Origin of the sequence: Neisseria sicca VK64, from assembly GCF_000260655.1 — a bacterium.
Classification (GTDB): domain Bacteria; phylum Pseudomonadota; class Gammaproteobacteria; order Burkholderiales; family Neisseriaceae; genus Neisseria; species Neisseria sicca_B.
Genome location: NZ_AJMT01000095.1, coordinates 1 through 16,301, shown reverse-complemented (window position 1 = coordinate 16,301; position 16,301 = coordinate 1). Strand labels below are relative to the sequence as shown.

Annotated in this window: 18 protein-coding genes; 11 read left to right on the top strand and 7 right to left on the bottom strand. The window is 51.2% G+C overall.

The window, feature by feature from the left end; genetic code table 11:
• Positions 1-19 precede the first annotated feature (19 nt).
• From HMPREF1051_RS13210 to HMPREF1051_RS05930, 3 genes are all read right to left on the bottom strand, one after another.
• Positions 20-175 (bottom strand): hypothetical protein, encoded by a 156-nt coding sequence (locus HMPREF1051_RS13210; RefSeq protein WP_003765747.1) that lies wholly within the window; start codon positions 173-175, stop codon positions 20-22.
• Positions 176-267: 92 nt separating this feature from the next.
• Positions 268-783 (bottom strand): DUF4189 domain-containing protein, encoded by a 516-nt coding sequence (locus HMPREF1051_RS05935; protein WP_036492130.1) that lies wholly within the window; start codon positions 781-783, stop codon positions 268-270.
• 51 nt (positions 784-834) lie between these two features.
• Complete coding sequence (locus tag HMPREF1051_RS05930) at positions 835-1,935, bottom strand: histone deacetylase family protein (protein ID WP_003765735.1); 1,101 nt, start codon at positions 1,933-1,935, stop codon at positions 835-837.
• A gap of 231 nt (positions 1,936-2,166) precedes the next feature.
• Here HMPREF1051_RS05930 and yajC point away from each other — a divergent pair, with 231 nt between their 5' ends.
• The 4 genes from yajC (at position 2,167) to HMPREF1051_RS05910 (ending at position 6,169) form a co-directional block, all read left to right on the top strand.
• Entirely contained in the window at positions 2,167-2,436 is a 270-nt protein-coding gene (gene yajC / locus HMPREF1051_RS05925; RefSeq protein ID WP_009311081.1) for a preprotein translocase subunit YajC, read from the top strand.
• 75 nt (positions 2,437-2,511) lie between these two features.
• Entirely contained in the window at positions 2,512-4,365 is a 1,854-nt protein-coding gene (gene secD, locus HMPREF1051_RS05920) for a protein translocase subunit SecD (RefSeq protein WP_003765737.1), read from the top strand.
• 3 nt (positions 4,366-4,368) lie between these two features.
• Positions 4,369-5,304, top strand: coding sequence for a protein translocase subunit SecF (gene secF, locus HMPREF1051_RS05915; protein ID WP_003765733.1), 936 nt, complete (start codon positions 4,369-4,371; stop codon positions 5,302-5,304).
• A 307-nt stretch (positions 5,305-5,611) separates the two neighbouring features.
• Entirely contained in the window at positions 5,612-6,169 is a 558-nt protein-coding gene (locus HMPREF1051_RS05910; protein ID WP_003760879.1) for a nitroreductase family protein, read from the top strand.
• A gap of 129 nt (positions 6,170-6,298) precedes the next feature.
• Here the strand turns inward: HMPREF1051_RS05910 and HMPREF1051_RS05905 are convergent, their stop codons facing one another.
• The 4 genes from HMPREF1051_RS05905 to yjgA all read right to left on the bottom strand — a co-directional run bounded on the left by HMPREF1051_RS05905 (position 6,299) and on the right by yjgA (position 10,762).
• Entirely contained in the window at positions 6,299-7,180 is an 882-nt protein-coding gene (locus tag HMPREF1051_RS05905; protein ID WP_003765762.1) for a carbohydrate kinase family protein, read from the bottom strand.
• 409 nt (positions 7,181-7,589) lie between these two features.
• Positions 7,590-9,290, bottom strand: coding sequence for a single-stranded-DNA-specific exonuclease RecJ (gene recJ / locus HMPREF1051_RS05900; RefSeq protein WP_003765755.1), 1,701 nt, complete (start codon positions 9,288-9,290; stop codon positions 7,590-7,592).
• 68 nt (positions 9,291-9,358) lie between these two features.
• Positions 9,359-10,069 carry a hypothetical protein gene (locus HMPREF1051_RS05895; RefSeq protein WP_036492123.1) on the bottom strand — a complete coding sequence of 237 codons (711 nt, stop codon included), beginning with the start codon at positions 10,067-10,069 and terminating at the stop codon, positions 9,359-9,361.
• 162 nt (positions 10,070-10,231) lie between these two features.
• Positions 10,232-10,762 (bottom strand): ribosome biogenesis factor YjgA, encoded by a 531-nt coding sequence (yjgA, locus tag HMPREF1051_RS05890; RefSeq protein ID WP_003765742.1) that lies wholly within the window; start codon positions 10,760-10,762, stop codon positions 10,232-10,234.
• Between the two features lie 173 nt (positions 10,763-10,935).
• On the opposite strand from yjgA, the gene pmbA reads away from it, so the two are divergent.
• The 7 genes from pmbA to HMPREF1051_RS05855 form a co-directional block, all read left to right on the top strand.
• Positions 10,936-12,267 carry a metalloprotease PmbA gene (pmbA, locus tag HMPREF1051_RS05885; RefSeq protein WP_003765738.1) on the top strand — a complete coding sequence of 444 codons (1,332 nt, stop codon included), beginning with the start codon at positions 10,936-10,938 and terminating at the stop codon, positions 12,265-12,267.
• 203 nt (positions 12,268-12,470) lie between these two features.
• Positions 12,471-12,740 (top strand): 30S ribosomal protein S15, encoded by a 270-nt coding sequence (gene rpsO, locus HMPREF1051_RS05880; protein WP_003760895.1) that lies wholly within the window; start codon positions 12,471-12,473, stop codon positions 12,738-12,740.
• Between the two features lie 147 nt (positions 12,741-12,887).
• Positions 12,888-13,289 carry an ankyrin repeat domain-containing protein gene (locus tag HMPREF1051_RS05875; RefSeq protein WP_003765744.1) on the top strand — a complete coding sequence of 134 codons (402 nt, stop codon included), beginning with the start codon at positions 12,888-12,890 and terminating at the stop codon, positions 13,287-13,289.
• Positions 13,290-13,363: 74 nt separating this feature from the next.
• Positions 13,364-13,897, top strand: coding sequence for a glutathione peroxidase (locus HMPREF1051_RS05870; protein WP_196794314.1), 534 nt, complete (start codon positions 13,364-13,366; stop codon positions 13,895-13,897).
• A gap of 239 nt (positions 13,898-14,136) precedes the next feature.
• Complete coding sequence (locus tag HMPREF1051_RS05865) at positions 14,137-14,607, top strand: FxsA family protein (RefSeq protein WP_003765751.1); 471 nt, start codon at positions 14,137-14,139, stop codon at positions 14,605-14,607.
• 211 nt (positions 14,608-14,818) lie between these two features.
• Positions 14,819-15,604 carry a tryptophan synthase subunit alpha gene (gene trpA / locus HMPREF1051_RS05860; RefSeq protein ID WP_036492120.1) on the top strand — a complete coding sequence of 262 codons (786 nt, stop codon included), beginning with the start codon at positions 14,819-14,821 and terminating at the stop codon, positions 15,602-15,604.
• Between the two features lie 59 nt (positions 15,605-15,663).
• The coding region (locus HMPREF1051_RS05855) for an acetyl-CoA carboxylase carboxyltransferase subunit beta (protein WP_003765758.1) at positions 15,664-16,301 on the top strand (638 nt) is incomplete at its 3' end.

Genomic DNA, 16,301 nt, shown 5'->3' with positions numbered 1-16,301 from the left:
GAGAATCGTTCTCTTTGAGCTAAGGCGAGGCAACGCCGTACTGGTTTAAAGTTAATCCACTATAAAAGCCGAAATCGGAACCTTGCGGCTGAAAGAGGTTCAGACGACCTTGAATCATATCTGATGATGTCAGTATTTCGGCATTGAGCAGCCTTCGGGAATAGCAATGGTACATTGTGAATATCCAGAGTCTTGGCATTTTTTAAAAGCTTTCGATTCTGTTTTTATAAAAGGTCGCCTGAAATTTCAGACTGCACCTTGAGAAGATTAGGGTAGGGAGCAACCTTCGGGCATTACAATTCTACATTCCTTTGCACCTGCATTAGTGCAATTTGCTATAGCTGTTTGTTCAGAAACGCCTTGTTCAGCAGCGCCTCCAATAATTATAGAAGTACCCTTTAAATTTCCTGCGGCAGCAGCGATACAGCCATTTCTAACCCATTTAAGAACTTCGCAAGGGGCGCCTCTGCTATCTTTCTCACAGCGTTTAATTGCTTCACTTTTGGCTTCTGATAATGACTTATGATTCAGAGAGCCTGTAATATGGCCTGCTTTTTTACTGATTGCTATAGCACCAAATTTAGATGGAACATGGACATCCACATATTCAATCCTTTTTTGAGGTTGGGTCGCTTTGGATTGCGGAACATTGTATAGAATCTGCCGACCCGAACTGTCAATAATACGACAAGTCCCTGTCGCTGGCTGGTATTCTCCGCCGCAACCGTTGGCATAAACATTAAGGCTTGTCAGTCCCAACAATACAAAAAGCAATTTTTTCATTACCAGTTCAATCTTTTGTTTTTTGAATACTTTAATTTAAAAAACAGTAATTTAAAACCTGTTTTCTGTTTTCAGACGACCTGTTTGGATTGTAGTGCCGGTATTTTCTTTCTTCTGCCCACCGCGTTTCAAATGCTTTTGATAAGCGGCGACATAGCCTGCTTTGGGTAGCCCTGCCAAGACGCCGATATGGGCGGCGGCGGATTTTGCCAAAGGTTCGAGCGTGTAGCCGCCTTCCAGTATGGAGACGATTTTGCCGGGGCAGCTTGATGCAGCTTGGATGATTTTGTGGGTCAACCAGGCGAAATCGGCTTCGTGCAGATTCAGACGACCTGTTTCGTCTTGTTTGTGTCCGTCGAAACCTGCGGACAGTAATATCAGTTCGGGTTTGAATGCGGTCAGTTTGTGCAACCATTGCTCACGTACGGTCGTGCGGAAGACTCGGCTGCCGGTGTTAGAAGCGAAAGGCAGGTGCAACATATTGGCGCCGTTGGCGGAATGGTTGGTTTCGGGAAATGGGAAGAGGTCGGTTTCAAAAAGGTTCATAAACAGAACACGCGGGTCGTCTTTGAAGATTTCCGCTGTGCCGTCGCCGTAATGGACGTCAAAGTCGATGACGGCAATGCGTTGGAGGCGATATTCGGCGATGGCGTGCATGACACCTGTTGCGACATTGTTTAATAGGCAGAAGCCGCCGGCTTTATCGCTGTGTGCGTGGTGTCCGGGTGGGCGGATGGCGCAAAAGGCGTGCCATGCTTTCTTATTCATCACCATATCTACCGCCTGAACGACAGCCCCTGCGGCGTGACGGGCGGCTTTGAGCGAACCATGACTCATGACGGTATCGTCGTCGATGCGGTAGATTTTGTCCGGTTGGGGCTGGCAGGCTTCGAGCGAGCGCAGATATTTGCGCGGGTGAACCAAGGCGAGGCGGGTATCGCTGATTTCTTCGGCTTCGGCAGTTTGCAGATGCCGCCAAATATCCTGACGTTTGAGCTCCGCCTCGATAACGGCAGTGCGTTCGGGCGAGTCGGGATGACCTGTGCCGGGTTGGTGTTGCGCAAAAACGGGATGAGAAATCCAGACCGTACGCGCATTTTTACCCAAGAGGCGGCGTAGGCGCGTACGCAGTCGTCGAATGAGTTTTTTCATGAGGAAAAGGGCGCGGGGCTTGTCGTTGGTAGGAAGGAATCAGGTTTTAAATGTCGTTGAAAATTCATTTTCAGACGACCTGACATGATAAATATGGTTAATAAATAGGGAAAGGCTTGGAAATTTTTCAGACGACCTTTAGAATAGCTTAATTTTGCGGCTGTACCAATGCTTTTTTCTGTCGCAAGCAGTGTTTTACTTAATTTTAATCTCTTAGAAAACGGATAAATTATGGAACAATCAGTTGTGGCCCAATTTGCCCCTTTAGTGCTGATTATGGTGGTGTTCTACTTCCTGATCATGCGTCCTCAACAAAAGAAATTCAAAGCACACCAAGCCATGCTTGCTGCTTTGAAAGTCGGCGATAAGGTTGTTTTGGCAGCAGGTTTCAAAGGCCGCGTTACCAAAGTCGGCGAACAGTTTTTCACTGTGGACATCGGTCAAGGTGCAAAAATCGAAGTCGAAGTGGAACGTAACGCGATTGCCGCCAAAGCCGAGTAATCCGTATTTTTGCTAAGAGCCGCCTCGGAAAGCTGAGCGCGGCTGTTTGTCTTCATAATAAATCGAAGGTTTACCATGAACCGTTATCCTTTATGGAAATACCTGCTGATTGCGTGCACGATTTTGGTTGCCGTAGTGTATTCGCTGCCCAACCTTTTCGGTGAAACGCCCGCAGTGCAGGTATCAACCAACCGACAAGCCATCATCATTAACGAGCAGACCCAGTCCAAAGTCGATGCCGCGCTGAAACAGGCAGGTATTCAGACCGACGGGATATTTATTGCGAACAACTCGCTGAAAGTGCGTTTCAAAGATACTGAAACCCAGCTTAAAGCCCGCGACGTTATCGAAAACACTTTGGGCGATGGCTATATCACCGCGCTTAACCTGTTGGCGGACAGCCCCGAATGGATGGCCAAAATCGGTGCCAACCCGATGTTTTTGGGCTTGGACTTGCGCGGCGGCGTGCATTTCACCATGCAAGTGGATATGAAAGCCGCGATGCAGAAAACGTTTGAACGTTATTCGGGCGACATCCGCCGCGAGATGCGCCGCGAAAAAATCCGTACCGGAACCATCCGTCAGATTGGAAACGGTTTGGTTGTCCCGATGCAGGACGCTGCCGACGTACAGAAAGCCATGCCTAAGCTGCGTCAGCTTTTCCCTGAGGCAAATTTGAATGCCGACGGCAATAACATCACGCTGACATTGTCCGAAGAAGCGATTAACAAAGTACGTTCCGATGCGGTGAAACAAAACATCACTACTTTGCATAATCGCGTCAATGAGTTGGGCGTGGCTGAGCCTGTCATCCAGCAATCCGGCCTCGACCGCATCGTCGTACAGTTGCCGGGTGTACAAGATACTGCCAAAGCAAAAGATATCATTGGCCGTACCGCGACTTTGGAAGTACGCATGGTGGAAGACGACCCTGTCAAAGTGCGCGAAGCTTTGGAAGGTAATGTTCCGAGCGGTTTCGAGCTATTGTCCAGTGGTGGCGATCATCCTGAAACCTTGCTGATTAACAAACAGGTTGAATTGACCGGCGACAACATCAACGATGCGCAGCCGGGTTTTGACCAAATGGAAAAAGCAGTTGTCAATCTGAGTTTGGACAGTGCAGGCTCCAATATTTTTGGTGAATTGACTGCTGCTAATATCAGAAAACGTATGGCAATGGTGTTAATCGATCAAGGTAAATCTGAGATCATTACTGCGCCTGTTATCAACTCTGCCATTACTGGTGGACGTGTACAAATTTCCGGCAGTATGACGACTGCGGAAGCCAATGACATTTCTCTGTTGATGCGTGCCGGTTCTCTCGCCGCACCGATGCAAATCGTGGAAGAGCGCACCATCGGTCCGTCTTTGGGTAAAGAAAACATTGAAAAAGGTTTCCATTCGACCTTATGGGGCTTTACCGCCGTTGCTTTGTTCATGGTGGTTTACTACCGCCTGATGGGTTTCTTCTCGACCATCGCCCTGAGTACCAACATCTTGTTCTTGGTCGGTATTTTGTCTGCCATGCAGGCAACGCTGACGCTGCCCGGTATTGCCGCATTGGCGTTGACGCTGGGTATGGCGATTGACTCCAACGTATTGATTAACGAACGTATCCGCGAAGAGTTGCGCGAAGGCGTGCCGCCGCAACAGGCAATCAACCTCGGTTTCCAACACGCATGGGCAACCATTGTCGACTCCAACCTGACCTCGCTGATTGCCGGTATCGCCCTCTTGGTATTCGGTTCCGGCCCGGTTCGCGGTTTTGCCGTCGTACATTGTCTGGGTATCCTGACTTCGATGTACTCATCCGTCGTCGTTTTCCGTGCCTTGGTTAACTTATGGTACGGACGCCGCCGCAAATTGCAGAACATTTCCATCGGCGCAGTATGGAAACCCAAAGCCGAAACAGCGGCTGGCAAGGAGTAAGACATGGAACTCTTTAAAATCAAACGCGACATCCCGTTTATGAGCTACGGCAAACTGACGACCTTTATTTCGTTGGTAACCTTCATTGCCGCCGTATTCTTCCTCGTTACCAAAGGTTTGAACTTCTCCGTCGAATTTACCGGTGGTACCGTGATGGAAGTGCAATATCAGCAGGGCGTGGACGTCAACAAAACCCGTGAAAAACTCGATACCCTGAAAATGGGCGATGTCCAAGTTCAGGCGTTAGGTACGAATAAACACATCATGATCCGCCTGCCCAACAAAGAAGGCGTAACTTCCGCACAGCTTTCCAATCAGGTTATGGAATTGCTGAAAAAAGAGCAGCCTGACGTTACCCTGCGCCAAGTCGAATTTATCGGCCCGCAGGTCGGCGAAGAGCTGGTGACCAACGGTCTGATGGCATTAGGCTTCGTCGTGGCCGGTATCATCGTTTACCTGTCGATGCGCTTTGAATGGCGTTTCGCCGTATCCGCCATCATCGCGAATATGCACGACATCGTGATTATTTTGGGCTGCTTCGCCTTCTTCCAATGGGAATTTTCACTGACCGTGTTGGCGGGTATCCTTGCCGTATTGGGTTATTCCGTAAACGAATCCGTCGTCGTCTTCGACCGTATCCGTGAGAACTTCCGCAAACCGAGCATGCGCGGACATACCGTTCCGCAAGTCATCGACAATGCGATTACCGCCACCATGAGCCGTACCATCATCACCCACGGCTCGACCGAGGCAATGGTCGTTTCCATGCTGGTGTTCGGCGGCGCAGCGTTGCACGGTTTCTCAATGGCATTGACCATCGGCATTGTGTTCGGTATTTACTCTTCGGTATTGGTCGCCAGCCCGCTCTTGCTGATGTTCGGTCTGAGCCGCGAAAATATCGCGAAGGAAGTGAAGAAAAAAGAAGAAGTCGTGGTCTGATGGCTATGATTGCGATTTGAAGGGGTCGTCTGAAAACTTGGCAACAGGTTTTCAGACGACCTTTTTGTTGCGCCATCAAACATGGCATTCAAACCGGCTTTGTGCTATATAGAGGGTTCGTTTTGAACGGATAGGCTTGCTCCTGCCAAACTGAAGAGAATCGCTTATCAAGACTTTAAGCGTTAGTCAATCAGTTTGCACCATCTGTCCAGTATTTTCCGAATATAGCCTGTATCGTTTTGATGGTTCCACAAGGAATCCCGTCTAAGATGGATTCCGTTGTTTCAAATGAATTGAAAGATAAAATATGGATGCTTTACAACTTTTGACCACACGTCGTTCATCTAAAAAACTTACCGCTCCCGCGCCGAATGCGGAACAGCTCGAATATATGCTGCAAGCGGCTACGCAGGTTCCCGACCATGGCAATATGCGTCCGTTTCGTTTTACCGTCATTCAAAGCGAGGCAGGCTTGCAACGTTTCCGCGAATTGTTGCGCCAAACGGTTACCGAGTTGAATTTTGGCGATGATGCGATGAAAAAAGCCGAGAAAGTCGGCAATATGGCACCTATGGTAATCGGCGTGACTTTTGCGCCCAACCGCGAAGTGGCGAAACCCAAGCCCGAGTGGGAACAAATGCTGAGTGCGGGCTGCGCTGCTTACGGGCTGCAGCTTGCCGCGTCCGCGCAAGGTTTTGACAATGTGTGGATTACCGGAATGTGGGTCAACAGCCCGCTCTTGCGCGAAGCGTTTGGTTGTGAAGACAAAGATAAAATCATCGGGCTGATGATGGTTGGTTCGCCGACTGAGGCGGGCAGTGGCGCAAAAAATACCGATTTGGAGCAGTTTGTGACGGTTTGGTAAACAGCCTGAAGAATCGGCTTAACACGAGTCTGTATTCTGAAAAGTGAATCGGCGATATAAAAGGTCGTCTGAAAACAGAAAATCCGTTTTCAGACGACCTTTTGTTGTGACATCCTTTGATGGCAAACATCAAGCCGGATTCATGAAGCTTTCGATTTCTTGCAAGGAAATGTCGGGCGTCGCGCCGTGTCTAGAAGCGACTAGGGCGCCGAGTGCGCAGGCGAAGGTAATGGCTTCTTGCGGCTCGGCATTGTTGAGCAGTTTGTAGGTCAGCCCTGCCAAGAAGCTGTCGCCGGAGCCGACCGTATCGGCAACTTTGATGCGGAAGCCGCAGTGGCGGTAGAGTTCGCCGTCTTTGTATAAAATTGCACCGTGTCCGCCTAAAGTGACGCAGATGGTTTGTGCGCCGGTCAAGCGGTTGAGGTAGGCGATGTTTTGTTCGATGCTGTGGTAGGGCGAGCCGTAAACTGCGGACAGTTCGTACAATTCGTCGTCATTGAGCTTGAGCATATCCGCACGTTTCATGGTGGCGAGCAGGCGGTCGGTGTCGTAGTGGGGTTTGCGCAGGTTGACGTCGAAGATTTTGAATTTGGCTTTTTCCATCAGTTTGTCTAATGCCGCACGGGAAATCTCGTCGCGGGTGGCAAGGCTGCCGAACACGAAGGCATCGGATTCGGCGACACGCTGCAAGGCGGCCTCTTCGACGACGATGCGGTCCCACGCGCAGGGATACACGATTTCGTATGACGCGCTGCCGCATTTGTCCAAGATGACTTTGACAAGGCTGGTATCGCATTCTTTGCATACTTGCAGCAGGTCGGTATTGACGTTCTTCGCTTGGATTTGGCGCAGCAGCTCTTCGCCGTCGGCATCATCACCGCGACGGCTGATGATGGCGGTATCGACCCCGAAGGATTGCAAACGGACCAAAACGTTCAGCGGCGCACCGCCCAACACTTTGCCGCTTGGAAAATCGTCCCACAACACTTCGCCGAAACTGGTTACTTTCATTTTAGACCTTCCTTGCTTTGAGTTGATCGGTTGGAACTGCTGCGCTGCGTACGGCTTACCCATCATGTATTTGTAGTAAAACTCCAATACTTAGGCGCGTAAGCATTATGTTTTAAAATCTACCGACTGACAAGCAATCGCGGGTTTATCTGTCAGGAAGTTTGATTCATCACAATATTGCGTTGAAAGTGTTTGAGTAGAAGGGGGATTTTCGGTTTTGTTTTCTTTCGGATTGCCGGTTTTTATCATTCGGATAAGGTGGTTTTTTGAAATTTAAATACAAGTTGTGCGGGCGTATTGTCTTAATTGCCGATGGTATTGAAATTTGGCGCACAATAATCTTCTAGAAAACAAAGGTCGTCTGAAACTTGTTTTTTGGTTTCAGACGACCTTTTATCTTTCGCAAGCCTTAAGCGGCTTCCCAGTAATCGATGTAAAGCTGCAATTCCATCTGATTGCGCCACTCGTTTGCCACGGGGCGGTAAACCGTGCGGATGTATTCGGGGATGTCTTCGCTGCACCGCCAGAACATGGCTTCAAATTCGTAGCCGTCTTTTTGCAGCCAGACTTTTTTGTGTTTGCCCTCCGCGCCCAAAGGCTGCTGGCGGATGACGTGAAATTCGTCGGTAAAGCTCGGCGGCGCGAAGCCTTGTCCCCAAACATGGCGGGCGAGGTTTTGTGCCTGTTCCAACGTGATGTCGCAGGCTTTCAGGCTGCCGTCGGTGATGAAGGTTTGCGACAAATCGTCTTCGCACACCATTTCGCGCACGGCTTCTTCAAAGGCCGTCTGAAACGCGGGAATGTTGTGTTCGAGTATGCTCAAGCCCGCCGCCATCGCGTGTCCGCCGAATTTCAAAATCAAATCGGGATGGCGTTTGGACACCAAATCCAAAGCATCGCGCAGGTGCAGGTTGGGAATGGAACGCCCCGAACCGCGCACTTCGCCGTTGTCCGCGGGGGCGAACACGATGGTCGGGCGGTAGAAGCGGTCTTTGAGGCGGCTGGCGACGATGCCGACCACGCCTTGATGAAAGTCGTCGCGGTAGGCGACCAGGGTTGTCTGACCTGAAGGCAGGGTTTCGGGAAAGGCGTTCAGCGCGTCTTGCAGCATGGACTGCTCGATTTCGCGGCGTTCGATATTAAGGTCGTTCAACTGCGCCGCCAATGCCTGCGCTTCCGTGTCGTCGCGCGCCAACAGGCAGGCGATACCGACCGACATATCGTCGAGCCGTCCGGCGGCGTTGATGCGCGGACCCAGTGCGAAACCCATGTCAAAAGGCTGCGCTTTGCGCCAGTCGCGCCGCGCCACTTCAAACAAGGCGCGGATGCCGGGACGCATCTTGCCGGAACGCATCCTTTTCAAACCTTGCGACACGAGGATACGGTTGTTGTGGTCGAGGGGGACGACATCGGCGACGGTGCCGAGTGCGACCAAATCCAAAAGTTCGCCCAGATTCGGTTCTCTAAGGTCGTCTGAAAAATAATCGCGGCGGCGCAATTCGGCACGCAACGCCATCAATACATAAAAAATCACGCCCACGCCCGCCAGACTTTTGCTGGGGAAGCCGCAGCCTTTTTGGTTCGGATTGACGATGATGCAGTCGGGCACGGTTTCGGCGGGCAGGTGGTGGTCGGTAACGATCACGTCCAAACCCAATTCCTGCGCCCGCGCCACGCCTGCGATGCTGGCGATGCCGTTATCGACCGTAATCAGCAAATCCACGCCTTGCGCGGCAGCGATTTCGGCAAGCTCGGGCGTTAAGCCGTAGCCGTGTTCGAAGCGGTTGGGTACGAGGAAATCCACCGCCGCGCCCATCGCCGCCAAACCGCTCATGCCGACGGAACACGCGGTCGCGCCGTCGGCATCGTAGTCGGCGACAATCAGGATTTTTTCCTTGCGCTCGATGGCATCCGCCAGACGGCGGGCGGCGGCTTCGCAATGTGTCAGCGATTGATAAGGCAGAAGGCCGGCGAGTTTGTCGTCCAATTCGGCAGGACTCTGCACGTCGCGCGAGGCGCACAGGCGGGCGATTAAAGGGTCGGCGCCGGCGGTGAGCAAGTCATCGAGGACGTTTTGGTTGACGGGGCGGGTTTGGATTTTGACGGGCATGGTGTGTGGAATATATTTTATGTATTCAAGGACGGAAAGGTCGTCTGAAAACAGGCGTAACGAGTTTGTTAAAAGCTTGGGGTAAAGCCGTCGCCACCGCCTATCATCATGGCAGGAATGAACAGTATTGGGGTAAGGGCGTCAAAAGTGAGCGTCAGCGGCGTCATCAAAATAGTGCCTATTACTTTCCCCGGACTGGTGTATACGCGAGAAGTGGTATAGCCGATGGAGACAGGAATGCTTTGTTCAAATTTGTAGTCGGCGGGCAGGTTTTTCGGGGTGGCGTAGTATTTGCCTTTGGCGTGAACACAGCGGTGGTAGACAGTGTTATTTCTACCTTTGCCGGTTTCAAATGACAGGTTTTTCAGTTTGGCGATTTCATCAGCTTTTTGAGTGTCGTAGCGTAGGCAGAAATCAGTGGTGAAATCGGCTTCTTTTTCATTGTTCACCACAACAGGTAGGGCTTTGAGGTCTTTTTTGTATTTTTTGGCATCGGCAATTTGGAATTTTTTGTCGAGTTTGACATTGAGGATGGGCGTCAGATCTTTTGAATCTTTGGCATTAATGACGAACCAGTATTTTTCGCCCATCATGACGATGCTGCCTTTTTCAAGTTGGTCATTGTCTTTGTTGACGATACCGAAAGAATGTACTTGGTCGGAAGTAATCGGATGAAAAGTGATTTTTTCTACTTTTTTATCCTCTTCCCACATTTCTTGAGTCATACAGCCGTTTAATGATAAGGCGAGGAGGGCAGTGAGGGTAAGGCGAAGTTTCATAAGTGTAGTCCTTGAAAAGGTCGGTTTGTTTTATTGTTAAAGGGATGTCTGAAAAATGACGGTATATTTTAATAAGATTATATGAAATTTGAAAAGGTCGTCTGAAAACGGGGCGGTGGGATTTACAGAACCCTCAACCCCGTTTTCAGACGACCCCGATATTTATTCTGCCCAATCCTGCGTTTCTTCCGAATCGCTCTGACCGCCTTCCATGACGGATTTGATTTCTTGGAAGAGGGCGCGGAAGTTTTTCGGCGGTTTGTTTTGTTCCTGCTCTTTTTTCGTGTTGCGGATTAAGGTGCGCAATTTGCCTGCGTCGGCATGGGGGAAGTCCGCCATGAATTGGGTGATTGCGTTGTCGTCCGCCAAGAGGCGCGTGCGGGCTTGTTCGACGCGTTGTAAGAAGGCGTTGTGGGCGGTATTTTCGCCGCGCAGTTTGGCGAGGAAGGCTTCGATGGGCGCGGGGTCGGTGTCTCGCATGAGCCTGCCGATGAATTGGCTTTGGCGTTTGAGCGCGCCGTTGGACGTGATTTTTTTGTAGGTAACGACGGCTTCGTACAAGTCTTCGTCCAAGCCGATTTTTTTCAGCGTATCGGTCGAGAGTTTGGTCAACTCCATGCCCAAAGCCTGCAAATCGTTCATCTGCTTTTTCATTTGGGTTTTGCTGACCCATTCGTCTTCGTTTTCAAACATTTTGATAAACCTTTAATTTTGTTTCGGGTATTTTAGCACGTTCGGGCAGGTTCCACGTCAACGCCCTGTCGAAACGGCGTTTTCAGACGACCTTTTGCCTCCGGCGGCGGTATTTTTGCCGAGGTCGTCTGAAAACGGTTAAAATGCAGCAAACCTCTGTCAGGAAACCTTTTATGCTGTTCAACCACACCGCCTCCGAGCTGACCGGCTTATGCGGACACGCCTTGGATTTGGCAAAAAACATGGGCGCGGCGGCTGCCGAAGCCGACTTTAGCGAATCCATCGGACAAAGCGTCAGCGTACGGCTGGGCGAAATCGAACAAATCGAATTCCAGCAAGACAAATCGCTGGATATTACCGTGTACGTCGGCAAACGCAAAGGCCGCGCCAGCACCGCCGACTTCTCCGAAAAAGCCCTGCAAGATACTGTCAAAGCCGCCATCGACATCGCCCGCTACACCGCCGAAGACGATTGCGCAGGTCTGGCAGATGCTTCACTGATGGCGCAACACGTCGGCGACCTCGACCGTTATCACGAATGGGATTTAAGCACGGAAGCCGCCATTGAGTTGGCAAAACAATGTGAACAAGCCGCCCTGAGCGCGGATGAACGCATCGAAAACTCCGAAGGCGCAGGTGTTCAGACCGGACATTACCAATACGTTTACGGCAACACCCACGGTTTTACCGCCCACCAACAAGGCACGCGCCACAGCATTTCGTGCAGCATCGTCGCCGCCGACGAAAACGGCATGCAGCGCGACTACTGGTACGACGCAGCCTGCCGCCATCAAGACATGGACAGCCCCGAGCAAATCGGCAAAACCGCCGCCGAGCGTACCTTACGTCGCCTGAATAGCCGCAACATCCCGACAGGCAGCTATCCCGTCCTCTTCGATACCACCGTCGCAGGCGGCCTTATCGGACACCTCGTCGGCGCACTCAGCGGCGGCGCGCTCTACCGCCAAAGCAGCTTCCTGATCGACAGCATAGGCAGAAAAGTCCTGCCCGATTTCCTCAGCCTGCGCGAAGAGCCGCACATCCCCCGCGCCTTCGGCAGCACCTATTTCGACTCCGAAGGCGTCGCCACGCAGCCGCGTTTCGTCATCCGCGACGGCATTGTCGAAGGCTATTTCCTCAGCAGTTACAGCGCGAGAAAGCTCGGTATGCAGACTACGGGCAACGCCGGCGGCGCGCACAACCTTTATTTGAACCATACGCACGAAACGCAGTCCGACCTGCTGAAAGAAATGGGCACGGGATTGTTGGTTACCGAACTCATGGGGCAGGGCGTGAACACCATCACGGGCGACTACTCGCGCGGCGCGGCGGGTTTTTGGGTGGAAAACGGCATCATCAGCCACCCCGTCCAAGAAATCACCATCGCCGGCCGCTTGCAGGATATGTACCTCGGCATCGTCGGTACTGCCAACGACGCGCTGCGCCGCTCTTCCAACAAAATCGGTTCGGTACTGATTGAGAGCATGACCGTGGCGGGGGAGTAGGTTTCAGGGCGGGCGGGTCGTCTGAAAGCCACAGTCTCGGCGAAACACTGCCTGAAGACAGGATTTAGTCGTGCAAAACCGTACAAACTGTGGCATAATCCGCCCGTCTTTACAAAAAGACTTCAGGAGTTTGAACGGGTTTCCTGCTCGTCAAACTTGTCCGAACCGAATGACGGTTCTTTTATTTTTCGGAGTTATCCATCATGGCATTGACCGTAGAACAAAAAGCACAAATTGTTAAAGATTTCCAACGTAAAGAAGGCGATACCGGTTCTTCTGAAGTACAAGTCGCTCTGTTGACTTTCCGTATCAACGACCTGACTCCCCACTTCAAAACCAACCCTAAAGACCACCACAGCCGTCGCGGCCTGTTGAAAATGGTCAGCCAACGTCGCCGTCTGTTGTCTTACTTGCGCCGTACTCAACCTGATACATACCGCAACCTGATCACCCGCTTGGGTCTGCGCAAATAATTGCTGCTTTACCGGACACCGCTTGCGAAAGCGGTGTTTTTTCATATGGGCTGACGATAAACAATAGGGCAGGTTTGTCGGGGTCGTCTGAAAAAGGTCGTCTGAAAACATATCCGTCTCTTAAGCCTCATCGTTTCAGGATAAATCATGAATCAAAATCTGACCAATCTGTTCGCCAAATATCAAACTAACTTGGCTTTCGCCTCGCGCCCCCGTATCGCCTCCGTACATGATTTGGGTTTGATGGATGAAACTTTGCTGAATTTGGCGGTCATCAACCAAGACTGCGAAGATGTTTTATTGCTGATTCAAAATGGAGCGGATGTCAACAAACAGGGGGAAATGGGTTTTACGCCTGTCCAAAATGCCTGTTTCAACGGCAATGTGGCAATACTTGAAATACTTTTGGCAAACGGTGCCAACCCGAACATCAAAAATGAATTAGGCAATAAGGCAGAGGATTATGTCACTGACGAGCGGCATGGGAAAAAGAAGGCAAAAGAAATGATGGCATTGTTGAAATACTATAAAAATCATCAATCAAAATGAAACATACGGCTCGAAATTTCAGCCGGTGTTTGCCTGACTCGATTTGTTTTCCCTGATCTTTTTGAATGGACAACATGAATATTTACGACTTCACCTTAAACGATGCCCAAGGCGATCCGGTTTCCCTGAGTGTTTACCGTGGTAAGGTGCTGCTGATTGTCAACACCGCGACGCGCTGCGGATTGACGCCGCAATATACGGCATTGCAGCAACTTTATGAACATTACAGCGGGCAAGGTTTGGAGATATTGGATTTTCCGTGCAACCAATTTCGCGGACAGGCGCCGGAGAGCAGTCGGGAAATTGCTTCCGTCTGTCAGACGAAGTTTGGTACTGCATTCAAAATTTTTGACAAAATCGATGTCAACGGCGCATCTGCATCGCCGCTTTATGCTTATTTGAAGGCGCAACAGCCGCAGGATAGGGGCGGGCATATGTTGAAAGAAGCGGTGTTGCGGCTGGCGGCATGGGGCTGTAAGCATCAGGCGGGCGATATCCGCTGGAACTTCACCAAATTCCTGATTAATCGGCAAGGCGAAGTGGCGGCACGGTTTGCGCCCAGCGTAACGCCGGAAGAAATAGAAAACGATATCAAGAAGTTGCTGTAAGGGCGCATGCCGTTTCAGACGACCTCGTCTGAAGAAACGTGCCGAAACCTTACGGTTTTTCACATTCGCGCGCCTTGAAAGTAGGGTGCATTATCTTTATGTTAAGGGAAACCGGTTATTCGGGAAGTGTAAAATATTGGTTTCGATATCTAATAAGATTCAATAAGATAGATTGAAATTGCGGCTAAACGCGCCGATTTGTGCGGCATGAAGCGGGTTCGGAATTTAAAGGAGCAAAGATGCAGTATTTCGGTGTGGGTTTTTTAGTATTATTGTTTTTGGAAATTATGTCCATCGTTTGGGTGGCGGATTGGCTGGGCGGCGGATTCGCTTTCCTGCTGATGATAGTCAGCTTTATCGGCGGTACGATGATGCTGCGCCACACGGGGCTGTCCGGCATTTTGCTGGCAGGTGCGGCCATCCGCAGCGGGGACAATATTTCCATGTATCAGATGCTGTGGCCGATACGTTATACCGTTGCTGGGATTTTGCTGCTCAGTCCGGGTTTTGTGTCCACCATTATCGCGTTGCTGCTGCTTTTGCCGATTAAAGGCCGGCCTGCGGCCCAAATGAATACGCAGTCTTTCCGTCAGCAAACCTTTACGCGCCGTACTGAAGATGACGGCGATATCATCGAAGGCGAATACACGGTGACCCGCGCCGATCCGCAAACCAAACACCAAGACTATATCGAACACAAACGTGATTAAACGGTGGAAAATCGGCATAGCGGCAGCATTCCGACTGCCCTGTTTTGGAAAGGTCGTCTGAAAAGATTTTCAGACGACCTTTTATCTATATGAAAAAATGACTGAAAATGTCATGCAGTTTCGCCCGAAACAGACAGTCAATGCTATACTTGCCAACTTATTGTCGATGAAAACCGGCTGGAAACAGCCGTTACGGAAACGAGAAATCAAGATGAGCAGAATCCAGCAAACCTTTGCCGCGCTTGACGGCGCAAAAGCCCTGATTCCCTATATTACCGTAGGCGATCCCAATCTCGATACCACGCTTGCGCTGATGCACAGTTTGGTTGAAAACGGCGCCGACATCCTGGAATTGGGCGTTCCCTTTTCCGACCCGATGGCGGACGGTCCGACCATCCAGCGCGCCGCCGAGCGTGCGTTGGCAAACAAAGTTTCCCTCAACGACGTATTGAACATCGTACGCCGCTTCCGCGAAACAAACGGCAACACGCCCGTCGTCCTGATGGGTTATCTGAACCCGATTCATAAAATGGGTTATCAGGCATTTGCCCAAGCGGCTGCCGAAGCGGGCGTGGACGGCGTGCTGACCGTTGATTCCCCTGTCGAAACCATCACCCCGCTGCACGACGAACTCAAAGCGCGCGGCATCGACTGCATTTTCCTGATTGCCCCGACCACGACCGAAGAGCGTATCCAAACCATCGCCCGCGTTGCAGGTGGCTTTGTCTATTACGTTTCGCTCAAAGGCGTTACCGGCGCGGCAAGTTTGGATACCGAAGAAGTTTCGCGTAAAATAGAGCTTTTGCGCAAGTATATCGACATCCCGATCGGCGTCGGCTTCGGCATCAGCAACGCCGAAAGCGCGCGCAAAATCGGCGCCGTTGCCGATGCCGTCATCGTCGGCAGCCGCATCGTCAAAGAAATTGAAAATAACGCAGGCCGCGAAGCAGAAGCCGTCGGCGCGTTGGTAAAAGAATTAAAAGACGCAATCCGTTAAGGCCTTTTCCGAAAACACACGCAAAGGTCGTCTGAATCCCGAATTCCAAGGAGTCATCCATGAGTTGGTTAGACAAAATCCTACCGCCCAAAATCAAAAACCGCAGCAAAAGCGAAGGCTCGTCCAACGTTCCCGAAGGCCTGTGGCACAAATGCCCGTCCTGCTCGGCAACCATCTACTCGACCGAACTTCAGCAAAACGACCAAGTTTGCCCGAAATGTAACCACCACAACCCGCTTTCCGCGCGCGAACGCCTCAATTTGCTTTTGGACGAGGAAGGTCGCGAAGAAATCGCCGCCAATATCAAACCGACCGACCCGCTGAAATTCAAAGACAGCAAAAAATATCCCGAACGCTTGGCCGCAGCGCGCAAAGCCACCGGCGAAGATGATGCGTTGGTCGTGATGAAAGGCTTTATGAACGGCCTGCCCGTCGTGATTGCCGCCTTCGAATTCCGCTTTATCGGCGGCTCTATGGGTTCCGTCGTCGGCGAACGCTTCGTCCAAGGCGTACGCCGCGCCGTAGCCGACAATTGCTCTTTCATCTGCGTTGCCGCATCGGGCGGTGCGCGGATGCAGGAAGGTGTCAACTCATTGATGCAGATGACCAAAACCAGCGCGGCATTGCATCTTCTGACTGAAAAACACCTGCCGTTCATCTCCGTCCTGACCGACCCGACCATGGGCGGCGTATCCGC